Below are 16875 nucleotides of genomic sequence, written 5' to 3'. Positions count from 1 at the left end.
AAAACCAAAGCCGTCCACGAAGGACGGCCTGATCATTGGGCGTGTCAGCTCAACGCGTTACCACTTGTAGGTTGCACTGGCGACGACACTGCGCTGGTCGCCGTAGTAGCAGTAGAAGCTGTCGCAAGTCGAGATGTAGTCCTTGTCGAACAGGTTGGTTGCGTTAACGGCCAGCGAAGCGCCTTTGAGGCTGTTGTCCAGGCGACCGAGGTCGTAGTGAACCACCGCGTCGAACACCGTGTAAGCACCGGCTTTGCCCAGCCAGGTGTTGGCCTGATCGCCATAGGTATTGCCGGTATAGCGCGCGCCAGCGCCGATGCCGAAGCCATCCAGCACGCCGTTGTGCCAGGTGTAGTCGCCCCACACCGATGCTTGCTGGTTAGGCATCAGTTGCAGGCGGTTGCCCTTGTAAATGCCCTCTTGCACTTCGGATTTGGCCAGGGTGTAAGCAGCCGTGACCTTGAGGTTTTCGGTCACGTCGGAAACGGCTTCCAGCTCCAGGCCTTTGACTTTCACTTCGCCGGTCTGGCTGGTGACCGTCACGTTGCCCACGTTGTTGGTGACGGAAACGTTTTTCTGGGTCAGGTCATACACAGCAGCGGTCAGCAGGGTGTTGCTGCCCGGTGGCTGGTACTTGATCCCCAGTTCCCATTGCTTGCCTTCGGTCGGCATGAACGACTCGGTCGGTGAGGCGACGGCATTGCTGGTCGGCTGGAACGACTCGGCGTAGGACAGGTATGGCACGAAGCCCGAGTCGAACACGTAGCTGATTGCCGCATTGCCGCTGAAGTTCTTGTCGCGCTCGGTGTTGGTGACATTGCCCTTGTTGAAGAATTTGGTACCGGTGTGGACCCAGTCTTCACGGCCGCCGAGGGTCAGGCGCCATTGGTCGAGGGCCATCTGGTCCTGGATGTACAGGCCGGTCTGCTGGGTCTTCTGCTCGTAGTCGTAGAACGCCGTGGAGCGTGGCGGACGGGTGATTGGCAAGCCATAGACCGGGTCGTTGACGTTGATGCCCGGCGCGGTGCCGAAGATCGAGAGGTAGTTGGTAGTGTTGCGCTGGTGGTCCAGACCGATCAGCAAGGTGTGACTGACGTCGCCGGTGACGAAGTCGCCCTGGAAGTTGTTGTCCACGGCGAATTGGGCGATGTCTTCGTCGACGTTGGTGGTGCCACGTCCGGTGTTGCCTTGATCGTCGACGACAAAGCCGAGGTTGGCAAAGTCAGGGTTGTAGCTGTTGACGGTCACGGCCTGGAACGACAGCTCCGACCTGGTGTGGCGCAGGTTCTGCCGGAACTGCCAGACATCGTTCAGGCGATGTTCGAAGGCATAACCCAGTGCGTAGTAGGTGCGGTCGTAGAAGTCGTAGTTCGGATCACCCAGGTTCTTGTGGTGGGAGATCTCGCCGAATGGCATGTCGATCTTGGTGCCCTGGATCGGATAGAACTGACTGGTGATACCGGTATCGTCACGGGTGAACTGCGTGAGCAGGGTGAACCTGGTGTCTTCGTCGATGTTCCAGGTCAGGCTCGGCGCAATGTTGTAGCGCTTGTCATCGATGTGGTCGATAGGCGTGCCGCCGTCGCGCAGCACGCCGCTGAGGCTGTACAGGAGCTGGCCTTCGTCGTCGATCTTGCCGGTGCTGGCGAAGTTGATCTGGCGATGGTTGTCGCTGCCGTACTGCAACTGGATCTCGCTGCTGGCTTCAGCGCTTGGGCGACGGCTGACCATGTCCAGCAGGCCGCCCGGCGGGGTCTGGCCGTATACGGACGAGGCCGGGCCACGCAGCAGCGCCAGGCGGTCGAGGTTCCAGGTTTCCTGTTTCGGGTTGGCGTACACACCTTTTGGCAGTGGCAGGCCGTCGAGGAATTGAGTCGGTTCGAAACCACGCACGCGCAACCAGTCGGAGCGGGTGTCGCTGCCGAAGCTGCTGGCGGTGATGCCCGGCAAGTAGCGCACGGCATCATCGAGGGTGTGCACGTTGCGGTCGTCCATCTGCTCACGAGTGACGACCGAAATCGAACGCGGTGCTTCGACCAGCGCGGTGTCGGTCTTGGTGCCGGCGGCGGTGCGCTTGGCCAGGTAGCCCTGTGCCGGGCCCCAGGCGCTTTCAGTGTCTTGCACACCGATCACGCTGGTTGCCGGCAGGTCCATCACGCCCTCGGGCACGGCCACCAGGCTGTAGGTGCCCGCACTGCTCAGCTCCAGTTGCAGGCCAGTGCCACGCAGGGCTTCGCGCAACGCGCCGGCTGCGTCGAACTGGCCTTTGACCGGCGCCGAGGTCTTGCCCGCCGCCAGGGATGGGGTCAACGACAGGGCCAACCCGGCCTGGCTGGCGATCTGGTTCAGGGTGCTGGCCAACGGTGCGGTTGGCAGGTTGTAGGTGCGGACGCTGGACACCTGTTCAGCGGCGACCAGTTGGCTGCCGGCCAAAGGGGTGCAAAGGGCAATGGCGACCGCCAGCAAACTGCGGCGCAACAGGGAGTCTAGCGAACGAGGCATACAGCGGCTCCTGAATGGAAATATTTCTCAATTGCCTGTGTGCCGAACGAAAATCAAAAAGTGATAGGGCTGGATGAAAATAATTTCGATTCAGTATTCGCTTTTGTAGGAGCTGGCTTGCCAGCGATGCACTCAAAGGCACCGCGGCGATCCAGTAGATACGCGTTATCGTTGACGACATTCGCTGCGATGCGGCGACCCGACAAGCCAGCTCCTACAGACGAGGGTGCCTATGCTCGCTCAGGGCTTGGGATCAGCCTTGGCCACGACCTTCACCCACCATTGCGTGTGCTGTTCGATCTGCACCGGCAGGGTCGGCAGCAGGGCATTGAGCGCCAGGTCGGTGTCGCGCAGCGGGAAGCTGCCGGTGATGCGCAGGTCGGCCACTTCCGGCGCGACGCCGACGTAACCGGTTCGATAGCGACCGATTTCATGCACCAGATCTTCCAGTCGCGTGTTGTCCACCACCAGCATGCCGCGGGTCCAGGCATCCGCGCCGAGGTTGACGGCCAGCACCGGACCCAGACCGTTGTTGCGGATCAGTACCTGCTGGCCTTCGTGCAGAATCTGTTCGGCCGGGTTGGACTCAGGGTGAACCGCCACCGCCGACTGCAACACACTCAGGCGCGTGCCTTGTTCTTCGCGCTTGACCAGAAACCGCGTACCCAGCGCGCGCATGCTGCCTTCACGGGTTTCGACGATGAACGGCCGCGGATCGCCATGGCCGGTTTCCACCAGGATTTCGCCCTCCTGAAGCACGATGCGCCGCTGCTTTTCATCGAAACGCAGATCCAGTGCGCTGTGGGTATTGAGATTGATCAGCGTGCCGTCAGCCAGACGCAGGGTGCGCTGCTCGCCAACGGCGGTGCGCTGGTCGGCCAGCCAATAGTCGATCGGCAGGTAACGATCCCCGGCGAACAGGGCCAGGCCGATCACTGCAACGATACTGGCGACACTGTTGCCAAGCTTGCGCACTCGCCGGCGAATGCCTTCGCGTGATTGCAGCAAGGCAGTGCGGGCCGGGCCGCTGGCCACGCCGAAACGCTGGTCGAGCATGCCCAACTGGCGCCAGGCGCGGGCGTGCTCTTCGTGGGCCGCGTGCCACTTGGCGAACTCTTCGCGTTCTACCGGGTTGGCACAATCCATGGACAACTGCCAGGCAATCGCCGCGTCCAGCACGTTGGCCGATACCGGTTTGGAACTGAGCGGATTCACGTCGGCTCACCATATAGCGCGATGTAACACTGGCGAATGCCTTGGGCCAGGTACTGGCGCACCCGCGGCACCGACACCCCCAGGCGCTCGGCGATTTCTGCGTGGCCGAGGCCGTCGAGACGGTTGTAGAGGAACGCTGCCCGGGCCTTGCTGGAAAGCTTGCCGAGCAATCGGTCGATGTTTTTCAGGTCTTCGAGGATCATTTGCTGTTCTTGCGCCGACGGTTGTTCGGCTTCGGGAACCAGCATCAACTCGGTGAGGTAAGCCTGTTCCAGCGCGGCGCGGCGGAAATAATCGAACAGCAGGCCCTTGGCGATCGCCACCAGGAATGCCCGGGGTTCGCCCGGGACCTTCAGTTCCTCGCGGCCCAGCAAGCGCACGAACGTGTCCTGGCTCAGGTCCTCGGCCCGCTGCGGGCAGGCGACGTTGCGTCGAAGCCAGGCCAAAAGCCAACCGCGATGGTCGCGATATAACGCACCGACGAGCTCACTTTGAGGGCTTGGGACTGACGACACGCCGCACACCGATTGGGAAATATTAACTAACGAGAATTGTTCGCGATTGTGTCAGAAGCGAGGGAGGTAAGCAATTGGCGTTGGTCGGGTGGGAATTTGGTGACAGCCCCTGTAGGAGCGAGCTTGCTCGCGAAAAATCATCTGACACCTCGGTCTTGCCAGAAAAACGTGTCACCGTTGACGATTTTCGCGAGCAGGCTCGCTCCTACAGGGATTGCGTATAGGTCAGAAGGAAGGCGCCTGCTGCCGACGTTTCCACTGACTCAAGCGCTGTTGCAGATTCAACGGGCTATGAATCTGCTGCTGCCGCGCGCGGCTGAACAGAATCAGCGCCAGCTCAGCGGTGGCCAGGGCGTCGGCGCTGGCGTGGTGGCGCTCGAAGACTTCGAGCTTGAACCAGTCGATCCAGTCGTCCAGCCCGGCCTCGCGAATGTGCGCCTGGGGGCATAGCAGCGGCGCAATGTCCGCCACGTCCAGAAACGGATGCTGCAACTTCAAGCCCAGATGATCTTTCAGCGCACGGCCGAGCATGTGTTGGTCAAACGGCGCGTGGAAGGCCAGCACCGGACTGTCCCCGATGTACTCCATCAGGTCGAGCAGTGCTTCTGCCGGGTCGCTGCCTGCCGCAATGGCGCTGGGGCCAATACCGTGGATCAGCACACTGGGGCCGAGTTTCACTTGCGGATATTGCAGGGTGCGTTCGAACTGCTGGCGAAAATCGATGGCCCCGTCCTCGATCACCACCGCGCCGATGGACAACACCTGGTCCTTGTTCAGGTTCAAGCCGGTGGTTTCCAGATCGAGCACCACCCAGCGTTGCTCGCGCAGGCTGCACTCAGACAGGTCGGCAGCCGTCGGTAATTGGTCCAGCCGATGTTGCAGATGAGCTGGGAGGGTGGGACTCGCCGGGCGCAGCCATGAAAACAGGCTCATAACTGATACCGCAAGGTCAGGCTGCTTTGCAGGCGTTGTGCCTGGCGCAGGGACTCACGCAGGATGCGCCGGTCCAGATGATTGAGACTGTCGGGATCGACCCGATTTGAGTAAGGAAAATTCTCCCGGGTCTGTAGTTGATGTTGCTGCATGCGGGTTTGCTGGATGAAGTGATAGGCCTCTTCGTACGCGGCGCCGTCCAGGGGTTCGATGACCTCTTTGGCGACCAGCTGGCGAAAACGCTCCAGCGTGTTGTTCGCTTCGATACCGTGGGCGAGGGCCAGCAACCGGGCGCCGTCGACGAACGGTGCCAAGCCCTGAATCTTCAGGTCCAAGGTGGCCTTCTCGCCATTTTTGCGCGCCAGCACGAATTCGCGGAAACGCCCAACAGGCGGGCGATTACGCAGCGCATTCTCGGCCATCATGAGCTGGAACAAACGGTTGTCGCCGACCTGATCGAGAATGCCCCGACGCAACTGCTCACAGCCTTGCTCGCTGCCCCAGACCACGCGCAAATCGAAATAGATGCTCGAACCCAGCAGGTTCTCCGGGGTGGCCTCGCGGATAAACACTGCAAAGCGCCGCGCCCATTCGGCCCGGGACAGGCACAGCTCGGGGTTACCGGCCATGATATTGCCCTTGCACAAGGTGAAGCCGCACAGCGCCAGGCTCTGGTTGATCTGCTGGGCGATGGGCAACAACTTGCCGCGAATCTCGGCGGCATGGGCCGCATCCCTGGCTTCGAACAGAATGCCGTTGTCCTGATCGGTGTGCAGGGTCTGCTCGCGACGGCCTTCACTGCCGAAACACAGCCAGCTGAATGGCACACCGGGGTCGCCTTTTTCGGCGAGGGTCAGTTCGATCACCCGGCACACGGTGTGGTCGTTGAGCAAGGTGATGATGTGGGTGATCTGCGTCGAAGACGCGCCGTGGGCCAGCATGCGCTCGACCAGTTGACCGATTTCGCCCCGTAGCGCCACCAGGTTTTCCACCTTGTGGGCATTGCGGATAGTGCGCGCCAGGTGCACCAGGTCGACCCGCTGCAGGGAAAACAGATCGCGCTCGGAAACCACGCCGCACAAGCGTCGGTCCTTGACCAGACAGACATGGGCGATGTGCCGCTCGGTCATGGCAATCGCCGCATCGAATGCACTGTGATCCGGCGACAGGAAAAACGGTGCCCGGGTCATGTGCCCTTCGATGGCTTCGTTGAAATCACTGCTGCCGTTGGCCACGGTTTGACGCAGGTCGCGCAGGGTGAAAATCCCCAGTGGCGCCTTGAGTTCATCAACCACCACGATGCTGCCGACCTGTTGTTCGTGCATCAACGTCACGGCTTCGCGCAATGGCGTCTGTGGGGCGCATGTCACCGGGTGGCGCATGGCCAATTCGCCCAGTCGGGTATTGAGTGAATATTGGGTGCCGAGGGTTTCCACGGCTTTTTGCTGCACTTGCTGGTTGACCTGATCCAGCAGGCTGCTGACGCAGCGCAGGGCGAAGTTGCGGAAGGTGTCCGATAGCGAAAACAGGCGGATGAATGCCGGTTTGTTCAGTTGCAGGCAGAAGGTGTCCTCGCCGGCCAGGTGCTCGGTGCGGGTCGCCCGTTCACCCAGCAACGCCGCGAGAGGGAAACATTCGCCAGTGGTGATCTCGAAAACCGTTTCGGTGCCACCCTTGGCCGTGTGCGGACGCTCGCCCACGACCCGGCCTTGCTTGACGATATAGAAGTGCTCGACCGGGCCGTCGGCGGGTTTGATGATGCTCTCGCCGGGGGCGTAAAAACGCAGCTGACATTGCTCGACCAGATACGCCAGATGAGCGTGTTCCATCTGGTTGAAGGGCGGGAAGCGCTGAAGGAATTGCAACGTGCCCTGGATGTTCTGCAACACCGCGGTTTTCCCTGCCTGTGTGAAGGCGTCCGCTTTACTCATAACCATTACCGCAGTCTTTTTTGAATTGTTTTAGTCGGATGACCCGGACATGGTCGACCCCTGTGGCCGGGGTGCCCATTGGACGTAAGTCTAGGTAGGCGATCAGGGTGATGGAATGTCGGAAAAACCTTACGCAACTGTGAGAAAAACCTCTCTATTCTGCTATTGGAAAAATATCCGACGGGGTGCACATTGATGGTTCGCTGAGCGATGTCACACCGCTGTGTCAGGGAATTGTATTGAACATATAGGGAAAGCCATGTCCGACCACGACATTTTGAGTGACGCCGAGCGCGAAGCGCTGAGCGCCGTCATGCTGGAACCTGACCTGCCGCAGCAACGGGTGCTGATCGTCGATGACGATGAAGACGCCCGGGAGCTGCTGTCAGAGATTCTGGCGATAGACAGCATTCACTGTGTAATGGCGTCCAGTGGCGAAGCGGCACTCAAGATCCTGCTGACCAAGGCAGAAATCAAAAAGCTCTCGATTGGTTTAATGATCACCGACCTGCGAATGGGCCACGTTGACGGGCTGGATCTGATCCGCCATGTACGCGAATCGGTAAGGGCGGCATTGCCGATCATCATTGTCTCGGGTGACGCCGACGTGAAGGATGCGATCGCCGCAATGCATTTGAGCGTGGTGGACTTTCTGCTCAAGCCGATTGATGCCAGTCATCTGCGGACACTGGTAAAACGCGAATTGGGCATTAAATAACTCAAGCCTGTAATTGTTAATTACAGGCTTGAGTTGTTTTTGTGAGCTTGGCTTGTAATTAAATTTATCTAATTGGTCTGCGAAAAAGCTACTCACACATAGCTTGTTTCTTCTTTCGATTATTCAGCTATCGTTCGGTTCTTGAAAGCCAATGTGGACATCTATTTGATGTTGTACTTGGTTTAATGAAATCTGTCGTAGCACTATCCAGGTTACCAGTTTGGCACTCCGCTTTTTAGTGGCTTGAGTATGCCGATAGTTGTCGTGTATTCAGTCTGCGGCTAGTTCCTGCGGATAAAATACCGACAAAGGTCATTACTTTTCCTGGGTTGTGTGGCTGTGTATCGCATTGAGGACGATATGATAAAGAAAATGGAATTTCGCGATCTTGTACTTATTGTCGGTGTCACAATCATGTGGGGCAGCAATTTTACGGTAATTGATATCAGTCTCGATGGCATCGATCCATTCATATTGACAGCAATGCGCTTTACTTTCTGTGCATTGCCACTGGTGTTCTTCATCCCGAAACCGAAAGGTGTCAGTACTTTTGTAACTATCGTCTACGGTTTGTTGTTTGGTATCGGAATGTGCTGGCTGATGAACTACGGCATGTTTCTTGGTGTCAGTGCCGGCGTGACATCTTTGCTCTTGCAATTCAGTGCTTTTTTTACGGTCATCTGGGGAGTGCTGCTGTTTGGCGAGAAAATGACGGCAATACAAGTGGCCGGCATTCTCATGGCGTTGGTGGGGCTGATGTTCATTATTCATGTAACGCACGGTGATGCCGAAAGCTTTGGACTTTTTCTGGTACTGCTCGGCGCATTGTTCTGGAGTCTTTGCAATGTGCTGGTCAAGAGAAGCAAAGTGGTTGATATATTTTCCTTTGTCGTTTGGTCGAGTCTGTATGCAACACCTCCTCTATATCTGATGACTTACTGGGTCAAGGGAGCAGCCCCTTTCCAGTCGTTGCTAACGGACATAACTGCTCCAGTGCTGGCATCGGTCCTGTTCCAGGCCTATGTGGCGACGGTATTCGGGTATTGGGTGTGGAACCGAATGATTGAGAAGTATCCGGCGAGCCAGGTTGCACCCTTGTCAGTGATTGTTCCGATATCGGGTATCTTGACCTCGTGGTATGTACTCGACGAACCCATTGGTGGTGAAAAACTGTTTGCTCTCATCATCACGGTCCTTGGAATTGCCTTGTTCATGAATGCATCGAGAATAGGCCGCCACATCGCTGCAAACGCGTTGCGTTTCAGGAGATAGTTCTGCATTTGCAGGACGCAGAAACAAAAATCCCCCGGTTTTTCAATCGGGGGATTGCTGTGGAGTGAGCTGGTTTACAACCCGTTCTTCGCCTTGAACTCGCGACGACGACGGTGCAGGACCGGCTCGGTGTAGCCGTTCGGCTGCCTGGTGCCTTCAATCACCAGTTCGACGGCTGCCTGGAAGGCAATGTTGCTGTCGAAGTTCGGGGCCAGCGGACGGTACAGCGCGTCGCCGGCGTTCTGGCGGTCAACCACTGGCGCCATGCGCTTGAGACTTTCCATGACCTGGTCTTTGGTGACGATGCCATGGCGCAGCCAGTTAGCGATGTGCTGGCTGGAAATACGCAGCGTTGCACGGTCTTCCATCAGGCCGACGTCGTTGATGTCCGGCACTTTCGAACAGCCGACGCCCTGGTCGATCCAGCGCACCACATAACCGAGAATGCCCTGGCTGTTGTTGTCCAGTTCGTTCTTGATCTGTTCGGCGGTCCACTGCGGGTTCACCGTCAGCGGGATGGTCAGGATGTCGTCCACCGAAGCATGGGCACGCTTGGCCAGTTCGGCCTGACGGGCGAACACGTCAACCTTGTGGTAGTGCAGCGCGTGCAGGGCAGCAGCGGTCGGTGATGGTACCCAGGCGGTGTTGGCACCGGCCATCGGGTGAGCGATTTTCTGCTCGAGCATCGCCGCCATCAGGTCAGGCATGGCCCACATGCCTTTACCGATCTGCGCGCGACCTTGCAGGCCGGTGCTCAGACCGATATCGACGTTGGAGTTCTCGTAGGCGCCGATCCATTTTTCCGCCTTCATGTCCGCCTTGCGCACCATCGGGCCGGCTTCCATGGAGGTGTGGATTTCGTCGCCCGTGCGGTCGAGGAAACCGGTGTTGATGAACACCACGCGCTCGCTCGCCGCCTTGATGCAGGCCTTGAGGTTGATCGTGGTACGACGCTCCTCGTCCATGATCCCGACTTTGAGGGTGTTGCGTGGCAGGCCCAGCACGTCTTCGATGCGACCGAACAGCTCGTTGGTGAACGCTGCTTCTTCAGGGCCGTGCATCTTCGGCTTCACGATGTAGATCGAGCCGGTGCGGGTGTTTTTGCGCGAGGTGTTGCCGTTCAGGTTGTGCATCGATGCCAGGCAAGTCACCAGGCCATCGAGAATGCCTTCCGGCACTTCGTTACCGTCTTTGTCGAGGATTGCGTCGATGGTCATCAGGTGACCAACGTTACGCACGAACAACAGCGAGCGGCCGTGCAGGCTCAGATCACTGCCGTCGACAGCGGTGTAGGTGCGGTCGGCGTTCATGGTGCGGGTAAAGGTCTGACCGCCCTTGGCGACGTCTTCCGACAGATCGCCCTTCATCAGGCCGAGCCAGTTGCGGTAGATCACCACTTTGTCATCAGCGTCGACGGCGGCAACCGAGTCTTCGCAATCCATGATGGTGGTCAGTGCGGCTTCCATCAGGATGTCTTTGACGCCGGCCGCGTCGGTCTGGCCGACCGGGGCGCTGGCGTCGACCTGGATTTCGAAATGCAGGCCGTTGTTTTTCAGCAGGATCGCGGTCGGTGCCGAAGCATCACCCTGGAAGCCGATCAGTTGCGCATCGTTGCGCAGGCCGGTGTTGCTGCCGCCTTTAAGGGCGATCACCAGTTTGCCGTCGACGATCTTGTAGCCGGTGGAGTCGACGTGGGAGCCGGCCGCCAAAGGCACCGCTTCGTCGAGGAAGGCACGGGCGAAAGCGATGACCTTGTCACCGCGCACCTTGTTGTAGCCTTTGCCTTTTTCCGCGCCGTCGGCTTCGCTGATGGCATCGGTGCCGTAGAGCGCGTCGTACAGCGAGCCCCAGCGGGCGTTCGAGGCATTGAGCGCGAAGCGGGCATTCATGACCGGCACTACAAGCTGCGGACCGGCCATGCGGGCGATTTCTTCGTCGACGTTTTGCGTCGTTGCCTGGAAATCGGCCGCTTCTGGCAGCAGATAACCGATCTCTTGCAGGAAGGCTTTATAGGCTTTCGGGTCGTGCACCTGGGCTGTCCCAAGAGCTCGACGCGCCTGGTGCCAGCCATCGATACGAGCCTGGAAATCATCGCGTTTGGCGAGTAGGGCTTTGTTCTTCGGCGCCAGGTCATGGATGACCTTGTCGGCACCGGCCCAGAACTTATCGGCGGTGAGGCCGGTACCGGGAATGGCTTCGTTGTTCACGAAGTCGAACAGGACTTTGGCGACCTGCAGGCCACCGACTTGAACGTGTTCAGTCATTGCTTGCCTCACTCTGCTCAGCTATTTCGCTTTTCAGCTCTTCAATTTAACAATGAAGCCTTTGGCCATTTAAACCACAAACCCCTCTACCAGTACATGCCCATGACAGGCGGCTGGGTTGGGACCAATCAACGGCTTGGGGCCTTGCTGACAGGGCTTTCAGGGTTGCGAACGTGCCTGAGGCAGACATCGATCCAACGTTATGTAGTGCGCGCTGCGGCATACTACATGATGAATTGCGGTTGTGAAAATCAGACTAATTACGTCGTTCTGCGACCCCATGACGCATTGCGGTCACGGCGCGGAGCAAGATGTTCTCAAAAAACCAGTGGATTGTTCCAGTTAAATATCTAAAGTTGTACACGATTTGTTGGGTCAGTCAGATCGGCGGTGCCTTTATTCGCGAGCAGGCTCGCTCCCACAATGGCCCGCGCAACCCTTGTGGGAGCGAGCCTGCTCGCGAAGGCGCCGGACCTGTCAGCACAGGTTCAACCCTTGCCTATACTTGGTTCTCTATAACAAAAGTCATGACCAGAGGGCTGCGCCATGGACCACCTCGTACTCACCGTATTCGCACCGGACAAGCCAGGGCAAGTCGAGCGCATTGCCCAATGCATCGCCGAACACGGCGGTAACTGGCTGGAAAGCCGCATGTCGCGCATGGCGGGACAATTCGCCGGGATTCTTCGAGTGGGTGTGCCGGCCGAGGCCTACGACGAATTGGTCGATGCCCTACAGGGCTTGTCCACCCAGGGCATTCGCGTGTTAATCGCCGAAAGTGGCATCGAACAATCCTGCACCTGGAAGCCGATCGCCATGGAACTGGTGGGCAATGATCGTCCGGGGATCGTGCGTGACATCACACGCTTGTTGAGCGAGCAGGGGGTGAACCTGGAGCGGCTGGTCACCGAAGTGCGCCCGGCACCGATGAGCAGCGAACCGTTGTTCCATGCCGAAGCGATTCTTGCCGTCCCGCTGACGCTGTCGCTGGACGTACTGCAATCGCGCCTGGAAACCCTGGCTGACGACCTGATGGTCGAATTGGTGCTGCGCAGTGAACCCTGATTAGGTTATCCAAGTTAAACGTGCACCCGCCTGTGGATAACCTGTAGAGACACCCCGCCAGACCACACCGGCCGGGGTTCTCCAAGATCTGATCAAAAAACCAGCAGTTTCAACCACTTGCGCACAATCGGCGGGGATCACGCTGTGGATAACCTTGGGAAGGAATGATACAGGCCACGGGAGACGTGGCCTGTAGGGTTTTGTGTGTTTTTTGATCAGCTGCGGCGGCGCAAACTTATCCACGCGTCGACGCTGTAAACCGCCAGACCGGCCCAGATGAACATGAACGCTACCAGGGTGCTGGACGACAGGTGTTCGCCAAACAGCAGGACCGCTTGCAGCAGCACCAGTGTCGGTGCCAGATACTGGAGAAAGCCCAGTGTCGTGTAGGGCAAATGCCGGGCAGCCGCGTTGAAACAGACCAGCGGCACCAGCGTGATCGGGCCGGCGGCCACCAGCCACCAGGCCTGGGAGGTGGTCCAGAATTCGGCCTGGGCGCTGCTGGCCGTCGGATTGAGCAGCAACCAGCCGAGGGCAATCGGTACCAGCATCCAGGTTTCCACCACCAGCCCCGGCAGCGCCTTGACCGGTGCCTGCTTGCGAATCAGGCCATAGAAACCGAAGGTCAGTGCCAGCACCAGCGACACCCACGGCAGGCTGCCCACTTGCCAGACCTGCTGCGCCACACCCACAGCCGCCAGACCGACGGCAATCCATTGCATGCGCCGCAGCCGTTCGCCGAGGATCAGCATGCCCAGCAACACGTTCACCAACGGGTTAATGTAGTAACCAAGGCTGGCCTCCAGCATGCGGCCGTTGTTCACCGACCAGACGTAGGTCAGCCAGTTGGCCGCAATCAGTGCACCGCTCAGGGCCAGGGTCGCCATCCTTCGCGGGTTCTCCCGCAGTTCGCGCCACCAGCCGGGATGCTTCCAGACCATCAGCAACAAGGCGCCGAACAGCGCCGACCACAGTACCCGGTGGATGATGATTTCCACGGCGGGCACGCTGGCGATGGCTTTGAAATAGAGGGGGAAAAGTCCCCAGATGATGTAGGCACTCAGGCCTAGAATGTACCCGCGACGCGGGTTGGCGGCTTGCATGCAGAATCCTTGCTTAGGCAGCTAACAAAGAGGGGATTGTAAGGAGATTTATCTGCGAATGTCCTGACTGAATAGGTAGGTCATTTGTGAACATCGGTATCTGTAGGAGCGAGCTTGCTCGCGATGGACGCCAACGATAACGCGTGCTGTCTGGATAAACGCATTGCCCTTGCGTTTATCGTCGGAACGCCGCCCGGAGCAAGCTCGCTCCTACAGGGGGATTTGTGTAGTCAGAAAAGCTTTAGTGGCTCTTCATTGAGCGCCGCCAACTGCTCACGCAACGCCAAAACCTGATCACCCCAATAACGCTCGGTGCCGAACCACGGAAAACTGCGGGGGAAGGCCGGGTCTTCCCAGCGGCGGGCGAGCCAGGCGCTGTAGTGCATCAGGCGCAAGGCGCGCAACGGTTCGATCAAGGCCAGTTCACGCGGGTCGAAGTCGTGGAATTCGTTGTAGCCATCCATCAGTTCCGACAACTGGCTCAGGCAATCCTGGCGATCGCCGGCGAGCATCATCCAGATGTCCTGTACTGCCGGACCCATACGACAGTCGTCGAGGTCGACGATATGGAACATCTCGTCGCGGCACATCATGTTGCCGGGGTGGCAGTCACCGTGCATGCGAATGTTCTGGTGTGGCGTGTTGCTGTAGGCATCTTCCACACGCTTGAGCAGATCGCGGGCCACCGACTCGTAGGCCGGCAGCAGGCTGCGGGGGATGAAGTTGCCGTCGAGCAACGTGGCCAGCGAGTCATGGCCGAAGTTTTTCACCGCCAGTGCTTCACGGTGCTCGAATGGTCGGGTCGAGCCGACCGCATGCAGGCGGCCGAGCAACTGGCCCAGGCGATACAGCTGGTCGAGGTTGCCCGGCTCCGGTGCGCGGCCGCCACGGCGGGGGAACAGGGTGAAACGGAAACCGTTGTGTTCGTGCAGGGTTTCACCGTTGTGGATCAACGGCGCCACGACCGGTACCTCGCAGTCGGCGAGTTCGGCGGTGAACTGGTGCTCTTCCAGAATCGCTTCGTTGCTCCAGCGTTGCGGCCGGTAGAACTTGGCGATCAGCGGCTCGGCGTCTTCGATACCGACCTGATAGACGCGGTTTTCGTAGCTGTTGAGCGCCAGGATGCGCGCGTCGCTGAGAAAGCCGATGCTTTCTACAGCATCGAGCACGAGGTCTGGTGTGAGGGTTTCAAACGGGTGGGCCATGCTGACTCCTGCGCGCAGCAGGCTGCTGCGTCCGGCCAGGCATGGTAGCGCAGACGGCGCGGTTTTAGTGGTTGGGCTTGAGATGTGTGGTGTCTGGGCTGACGCCTTCGTCGGAACGCCGCCCGGAGCAAGCCCGCTCCCACAAGGACTACATGAATCCCTGTGGGAGCGGGCTTGCCCGCGAAGAGGCCGGATCAGGCGCCGACGATCCCGCCATCTTCCCGCGAAATTGCCATCACCGAAGACCGCGGCTTGCCATTGGGCAGGTGCTCGGGGAAGGTCGAACCACCGTTTTCACCCGGGTGCTGGATCCCGACAAACAGGGTTTTCTGATCCGGCGAGAAGCTGATCCCCGTCACTTCACAACCTACCGGGCCAACCATGAAGCGGCGAATCTCGCCGGTTACCGGGTCGGCACAGAGCATCTGGTTGTTGCCCATGCCGGCAAAGTCTCCGGCGTTGCTCGAATCGCCGTCGGTGAGAATCCACAAGCGTCCGGCCCTGTCGAAGCCCAGCCCGTCCGGGCTGTTGAACATGTTCTGCGGCGTGATGTTCGACGATCCGCCTTTTGGTGTGCCGGCGTGAACACCCGGATTACCGGCGACGACGAACAGGTCCCAGGCAAAAGTTTTCGAGCCGTGATCGTCGCGCTCGGTGCGCCAGCGCAGGATCTGGCCGTAGACGTTCTTCTCGCGCGGGTTCGGCCCGCCCACCGGTTGCCCGTCTTCGCCGCGTTTGGCGTTGTTGGTCAGCGTGCAGTAAACCTGGCCATCCTTGGGGCTGACCACGATCCATTCCGGGCGGTCCATGCGCGTGGCTTTCACCACGCTGGCGGCGAGACGGGCGTGGATCAGTACTTGAGCCTGATCGGCAAAACCGCTGCTGGCGTCGATGCCGTTTTTACCGTGGGTCAGCTCGATCCATTCACCCTGGCCTTTCGGGTGATCGGCGTTGCCGTCCCCCGCATCGAAACGCGCCACGTACAGGGTGCCGTGATCGAGAATGTCGCGGTTGGCCTTGGGGTTTTTGTGGTCGATCTTGTCGCGGCTGACAAATTTGTAGATGAACTCGCCGCGTTCATCGTCGCCCATGTACACCACGGCATGACCGTCGCCGGTTTCGGCCAGGGCGGCGTTTTCGTGTTTGAAGCGCCCCAGGGCCGTGCGTTTGACCGGTGTCGATTTCGGATCGAACGGATCGATCTCCACCACCCAGCCGTGACGGTTGAGTTCGTTGGGGTTCTTCGCCATGTCGAAGCGTTCGTCGTGCGGGTGCCAGTTGATCTCTTTGCTGGTGGCCACCACACCGTAGCGTTTTTGCGCCGGGTCGAATTTCTGCTCGGCGTTGCTGCTGCCGAAGCAGTCGGTGAAGTTCTCTTCACAGGTCAGATAGGTGCCCCACGGTGTCTTGCCGTTGGCGCAGTTCTGGAACGTGCCCAGAACGTTCTTGCCGTGCGGATCGGCGCTGGTTTTCAGCAGGGCATGTCCGGCGGCCGGGCCGCTCAGGGTGATGGGTGCGTTGCCGTGAATGCGGCGGTTGTAGCGCGAACCCTGGACGAACTGCCATTGGCCGTTCTTGCGCTGCACTTCAATCACTGACACACCTTCGCAGGCCAGCGCCTTGCGCACTTCTTGTGCCGATTGCGGCATGCCGCCGTGAGCGTAGAGGTAGCGGTAGTTGGTGTATTCGTTGTTGATCGCCATCAGCGCCCGGTCTTTTTCGCCCGGAAATTCGAACAGGCTCATGCCGTCGTTGTTGTCGCCGAACTGGGCTTCCTGATGTTCGGCGCTGCCGTTGCCGCTCGGGTCGAACGCCGGGCCGTCCTTGTGCAAAGGCTGGCCCCAGCTGATCAGCACCGAGGACTTGTAGCCCGGCGGCAGGGTGATGGTGTCAGTGGCGGCGGCGGCAATGCTGTCAAAGCCCAGCAGCTGGCTGTTACCGGCGCTGACGCTGGCAGCCATCACACTGCGGCTCAGCAGGTTGCCGCCGAGGAACATCGCGGCGCCGCACAGGGCACCTGCGCTGATGAAGCCGCGACGACTGAGGCCGACCATGGTTTCGAGGTCGGTGGACTGGTTTTCTTCTAATAGGCTCATTTCAGGCTCCCTGCGGATTTTGCAGACACCTTAATGGTGAGTAATGAACCTTTTGT

Annotated in this window: 12 protein-coding genes; 3 read left to right on the top strand and 9 right to left on the bottom strand. The window is 59.4% G+C overall.

Annotated elements, in window-relative coordinates:
- Nucleotides 1–57 precede the first annotated feature (57 nt).
- From AC1D19_RS07815 to AC1D19_RS07795, 5 genes are all read right to left on the bottom strand, one after another.
- Nucleotides 58–2502 carry a TonB-dependent siderophore receptor gene (locus AC1D19_RS07815; protein WP_477762871.1) on the bottom strand — a complete coding sequence of 815 codons (2445 nt, stop codon included), beginning with the start codon at nucleotides 2500–2502 and terminating at the stop codon, nucleotides 58–60.
- 240 nt (nucleotides 2503–2742) lie between these two features.
- Nucleotides 2743–3717 carry a FecR domain-containing protein gene (locus AC1D19_RS07810; protein ID WP_477762870.1) on the bottom strand — a complete coding sequence of 325 codons (975 nt, stop codon included), beginning with the start codon at nucleotides 3715–3717 and terminating at the stop codon, nucleotides 2743–2745.
- Nucleotides 3714–4232 (bottom strand): RNA polymerase sigma factor, encoded by a 519-nt coding sequence (locus AC1D19_RS07805; protein WP_477753030.1) that lies wholly within the window; start codon nucleotides 4230–4232, stop codon nucleotides 3714–3716. The genes AC1D19_RS07810 and AC1D19_RS07805 overlap by 4 nt, the downstream gene beginning before the upstream one ends.
- Nucleotides 4233–4457: 225 nt before the next feature.
- Entirely contained in the window at nucleotides 4458–5165 is a 708-nt protein-coding gene (locus AC1D19_RS07800; RefSeq protein ID WP_477753029.1) for a 3'-5' exonuclease, read from the bottom strand.
- A complete protein-coding gene (locus AC1D19_RS07795) occupies nucleotides 5162–7102 on the bottom strand; it encodes a putative nucleotidyltransferase substrate binding domain-containing protein (protein WP_477762869.1) in 1941 nt (646 codons plus the stop codon). The genes AC1D19_RS07800 and AC1D19_RS07795 overlap by 4 nt, the downstream gene beginning before the upstream one ends.
- A 253-nt stretch (nucleotides 7103–7355) precedes the next feature.
- On the opposite strand from AC1D19_RS07795, the gene AC1D19_RS07790 reads away from it, so the two are divergent.
- A complete protein-coding gene (locus tag AC1D19_RS07790; protein WP_477753027.1) occupies nucleotides 7356–7814 on the top strand; it encodes a response regulator in 459 nt (152 codons plus the stop codon).
- A 360-nt stretch (nucleotides 7815–8174) separates the two neighbouring features.
- Nucleotides 8175–9086, top strand: a complete 912-nt coding sequence (locus tag AC1D19_RS07785; protein ID WP_477762868.1) for an EamA family transporter — start codon at nucleotides 8175–8177, stop codon at nucleotides 9084–9086.
- Between the two features lie 74 nt (nucleotides 9087–9160).
- On the opposite strand, the gene AC1D19_RS07780 is transcribed toward AC1D19_RS07785, so the two are convergent.
- Complete coding sequence (locus AC1D19_RS07780; RefSeq protein ID WP_477762867.1) at nucleotides 9161–11350, bottom strand: malate synthase G; 2190 nt, start codon at nucleotides 11348–11350, stop codon at nucleotides 9161–9163.
- A gap of 546 nt (nucleotides 11351–11896) precedes the next feature.
- Here AC1D19_RS07780 and AC1D19_RS07775 point away from each other — a divergent pair.
- On the top strand, nucleotides 11897–12415 hold the full coding sequence (locus tag AC1D19_RS07775; RefSeq protein WP_223460390.1) for a glycine cleavage system transcriptional repressor: 519 nt from the start codon (nucleotides 11897–11899) through the stop codon (nucleotides 12413–12415).
- 215 nt (nucleotides 12416–12630) lie between these two features.
- Here the strand turns inward: AC1D19_RS07775 and rarD are convergent, their stop codons facing one another.
- From rarD to AC1D19_RS07760, 3 genes are all read right to left on the bottom strand, one after another.
- Nucleotides 12631–13518, bottom strand: a complete 888-nt coding sequence (gene rarD / locus AC1D19_RS07770) for an EamA family transporter RarD (RefSeq protein ID WP_477753024.1) — start codon at nucleotides 13516–13518, stop codon at nucleotides 12631–12633.
- 230 nt (nucleotides 13519–13748) lie between these two features.
- Complete coding sequence (locus AC1D19_RS07765; protein WP_095944920.1) at nucleotides 13749–14723, bottom strand: serine/threonine protein kinase; 975 nt, start codon at nucleotides 14721–14723, stop codon at nucleotides 13749–13751.
- Nucleotides 14724–14917: 194 nt separating this feature from the next.
- Nucleotides 14918–16819, bottom strand: coding sequence for a PhoX family protein (locus AC1D19_RS07760; protein ID WP_477762866.1), 1902 nt, complete (start codon nucleotides 16817–16819; stop codon nucleotides 14918–14920).
- Nucleotides 16820–16875 lie beyond the last annotated feature (56 nt).

Source organism: Pseudomonas sp. P1_C12 (assembly GCF_056406435.1).
Note: the sequence above shows the minus strand (reverse complement) of the source record. Positions and strands in the feature narration are given on the sequence as shown.

Excerpts from the sequence above, each read along its gene's own strand:
- AC1D19_RS07760 (WP_477762866.1), bottom strand. The coding sequence starts at position 16,819 with ATGAGCCTATTAGAAGAAAACCAGTCCACCGACCTCGAAACCATGGTC.
- AC1D19_RS07800 (WP_477753029.1), bottom strand. The coding sequence starts at position 5,165 with ATGAGCCTGTTTTCATGGCTGCGCCCGGCGAGTCCCACCCTCCCAGCT.
- rarD (WP_477753024.1), bottom strand. The coding sequence starts at position 13,518 with ATGCAAGCCGCCAACCCGCGTCGCGGGTACATTCTAGGCCTGAGTGCC.
- AC1D19_RS07775 (WP_223460390.1), top strand. The coding sequence starts at position 11,897 with ATGGACCACCTCGTACTCACCGTATTCGCACCGGACAAGCCAGGGCAA.
- AC1D19_RS07785 (WP_477762868.1), top strand. The coding sequence starts at position 8,175 with ATGATAAAGAAAATGGAATTTCGCGATCTTGTACTTATTGTCGGTGTC.
- AC1D19_RS07765 (WP_095944920.1), bottom strand. The coding sequence starts at position 14,723 with ATGGCCCACCCGTTTGAAACCCTCACACCAGACCTCGTGCTCGATGCT.
- AC1D19_RS07780 (WP_477762867.1), bottom strand. The coding sequence starts at position 11,350 with ATGACTGAACACGTTCAAGTCGGTGGCCTGCAGGTCGCCAAAGTCCTG.
- AC1D19_RS07815 (WP_477762871.1), bottom strand. The coding sequence starts at position 2,502 with ATGCCTCGTTCGCTAGACTCCCTGTTGCGCCGCAGTTTGCTGGCGGTC.
- AC1D19_RS07795 (WP_477762869.1), bottom strand. The coding sequence starts at position 7,102 with ATGGTTATGAGTAAAGCGGACGCCTTCACACAGGCAGGGAAAACCGCG.
- AC1D19_RS07790 (WP_477753027.1), top strand. The coding sequence starts at position 7,356 with ATGTCCGACCACGACATTTTGAGTGACGCCGAGCGCGAAGCGCTGAGC.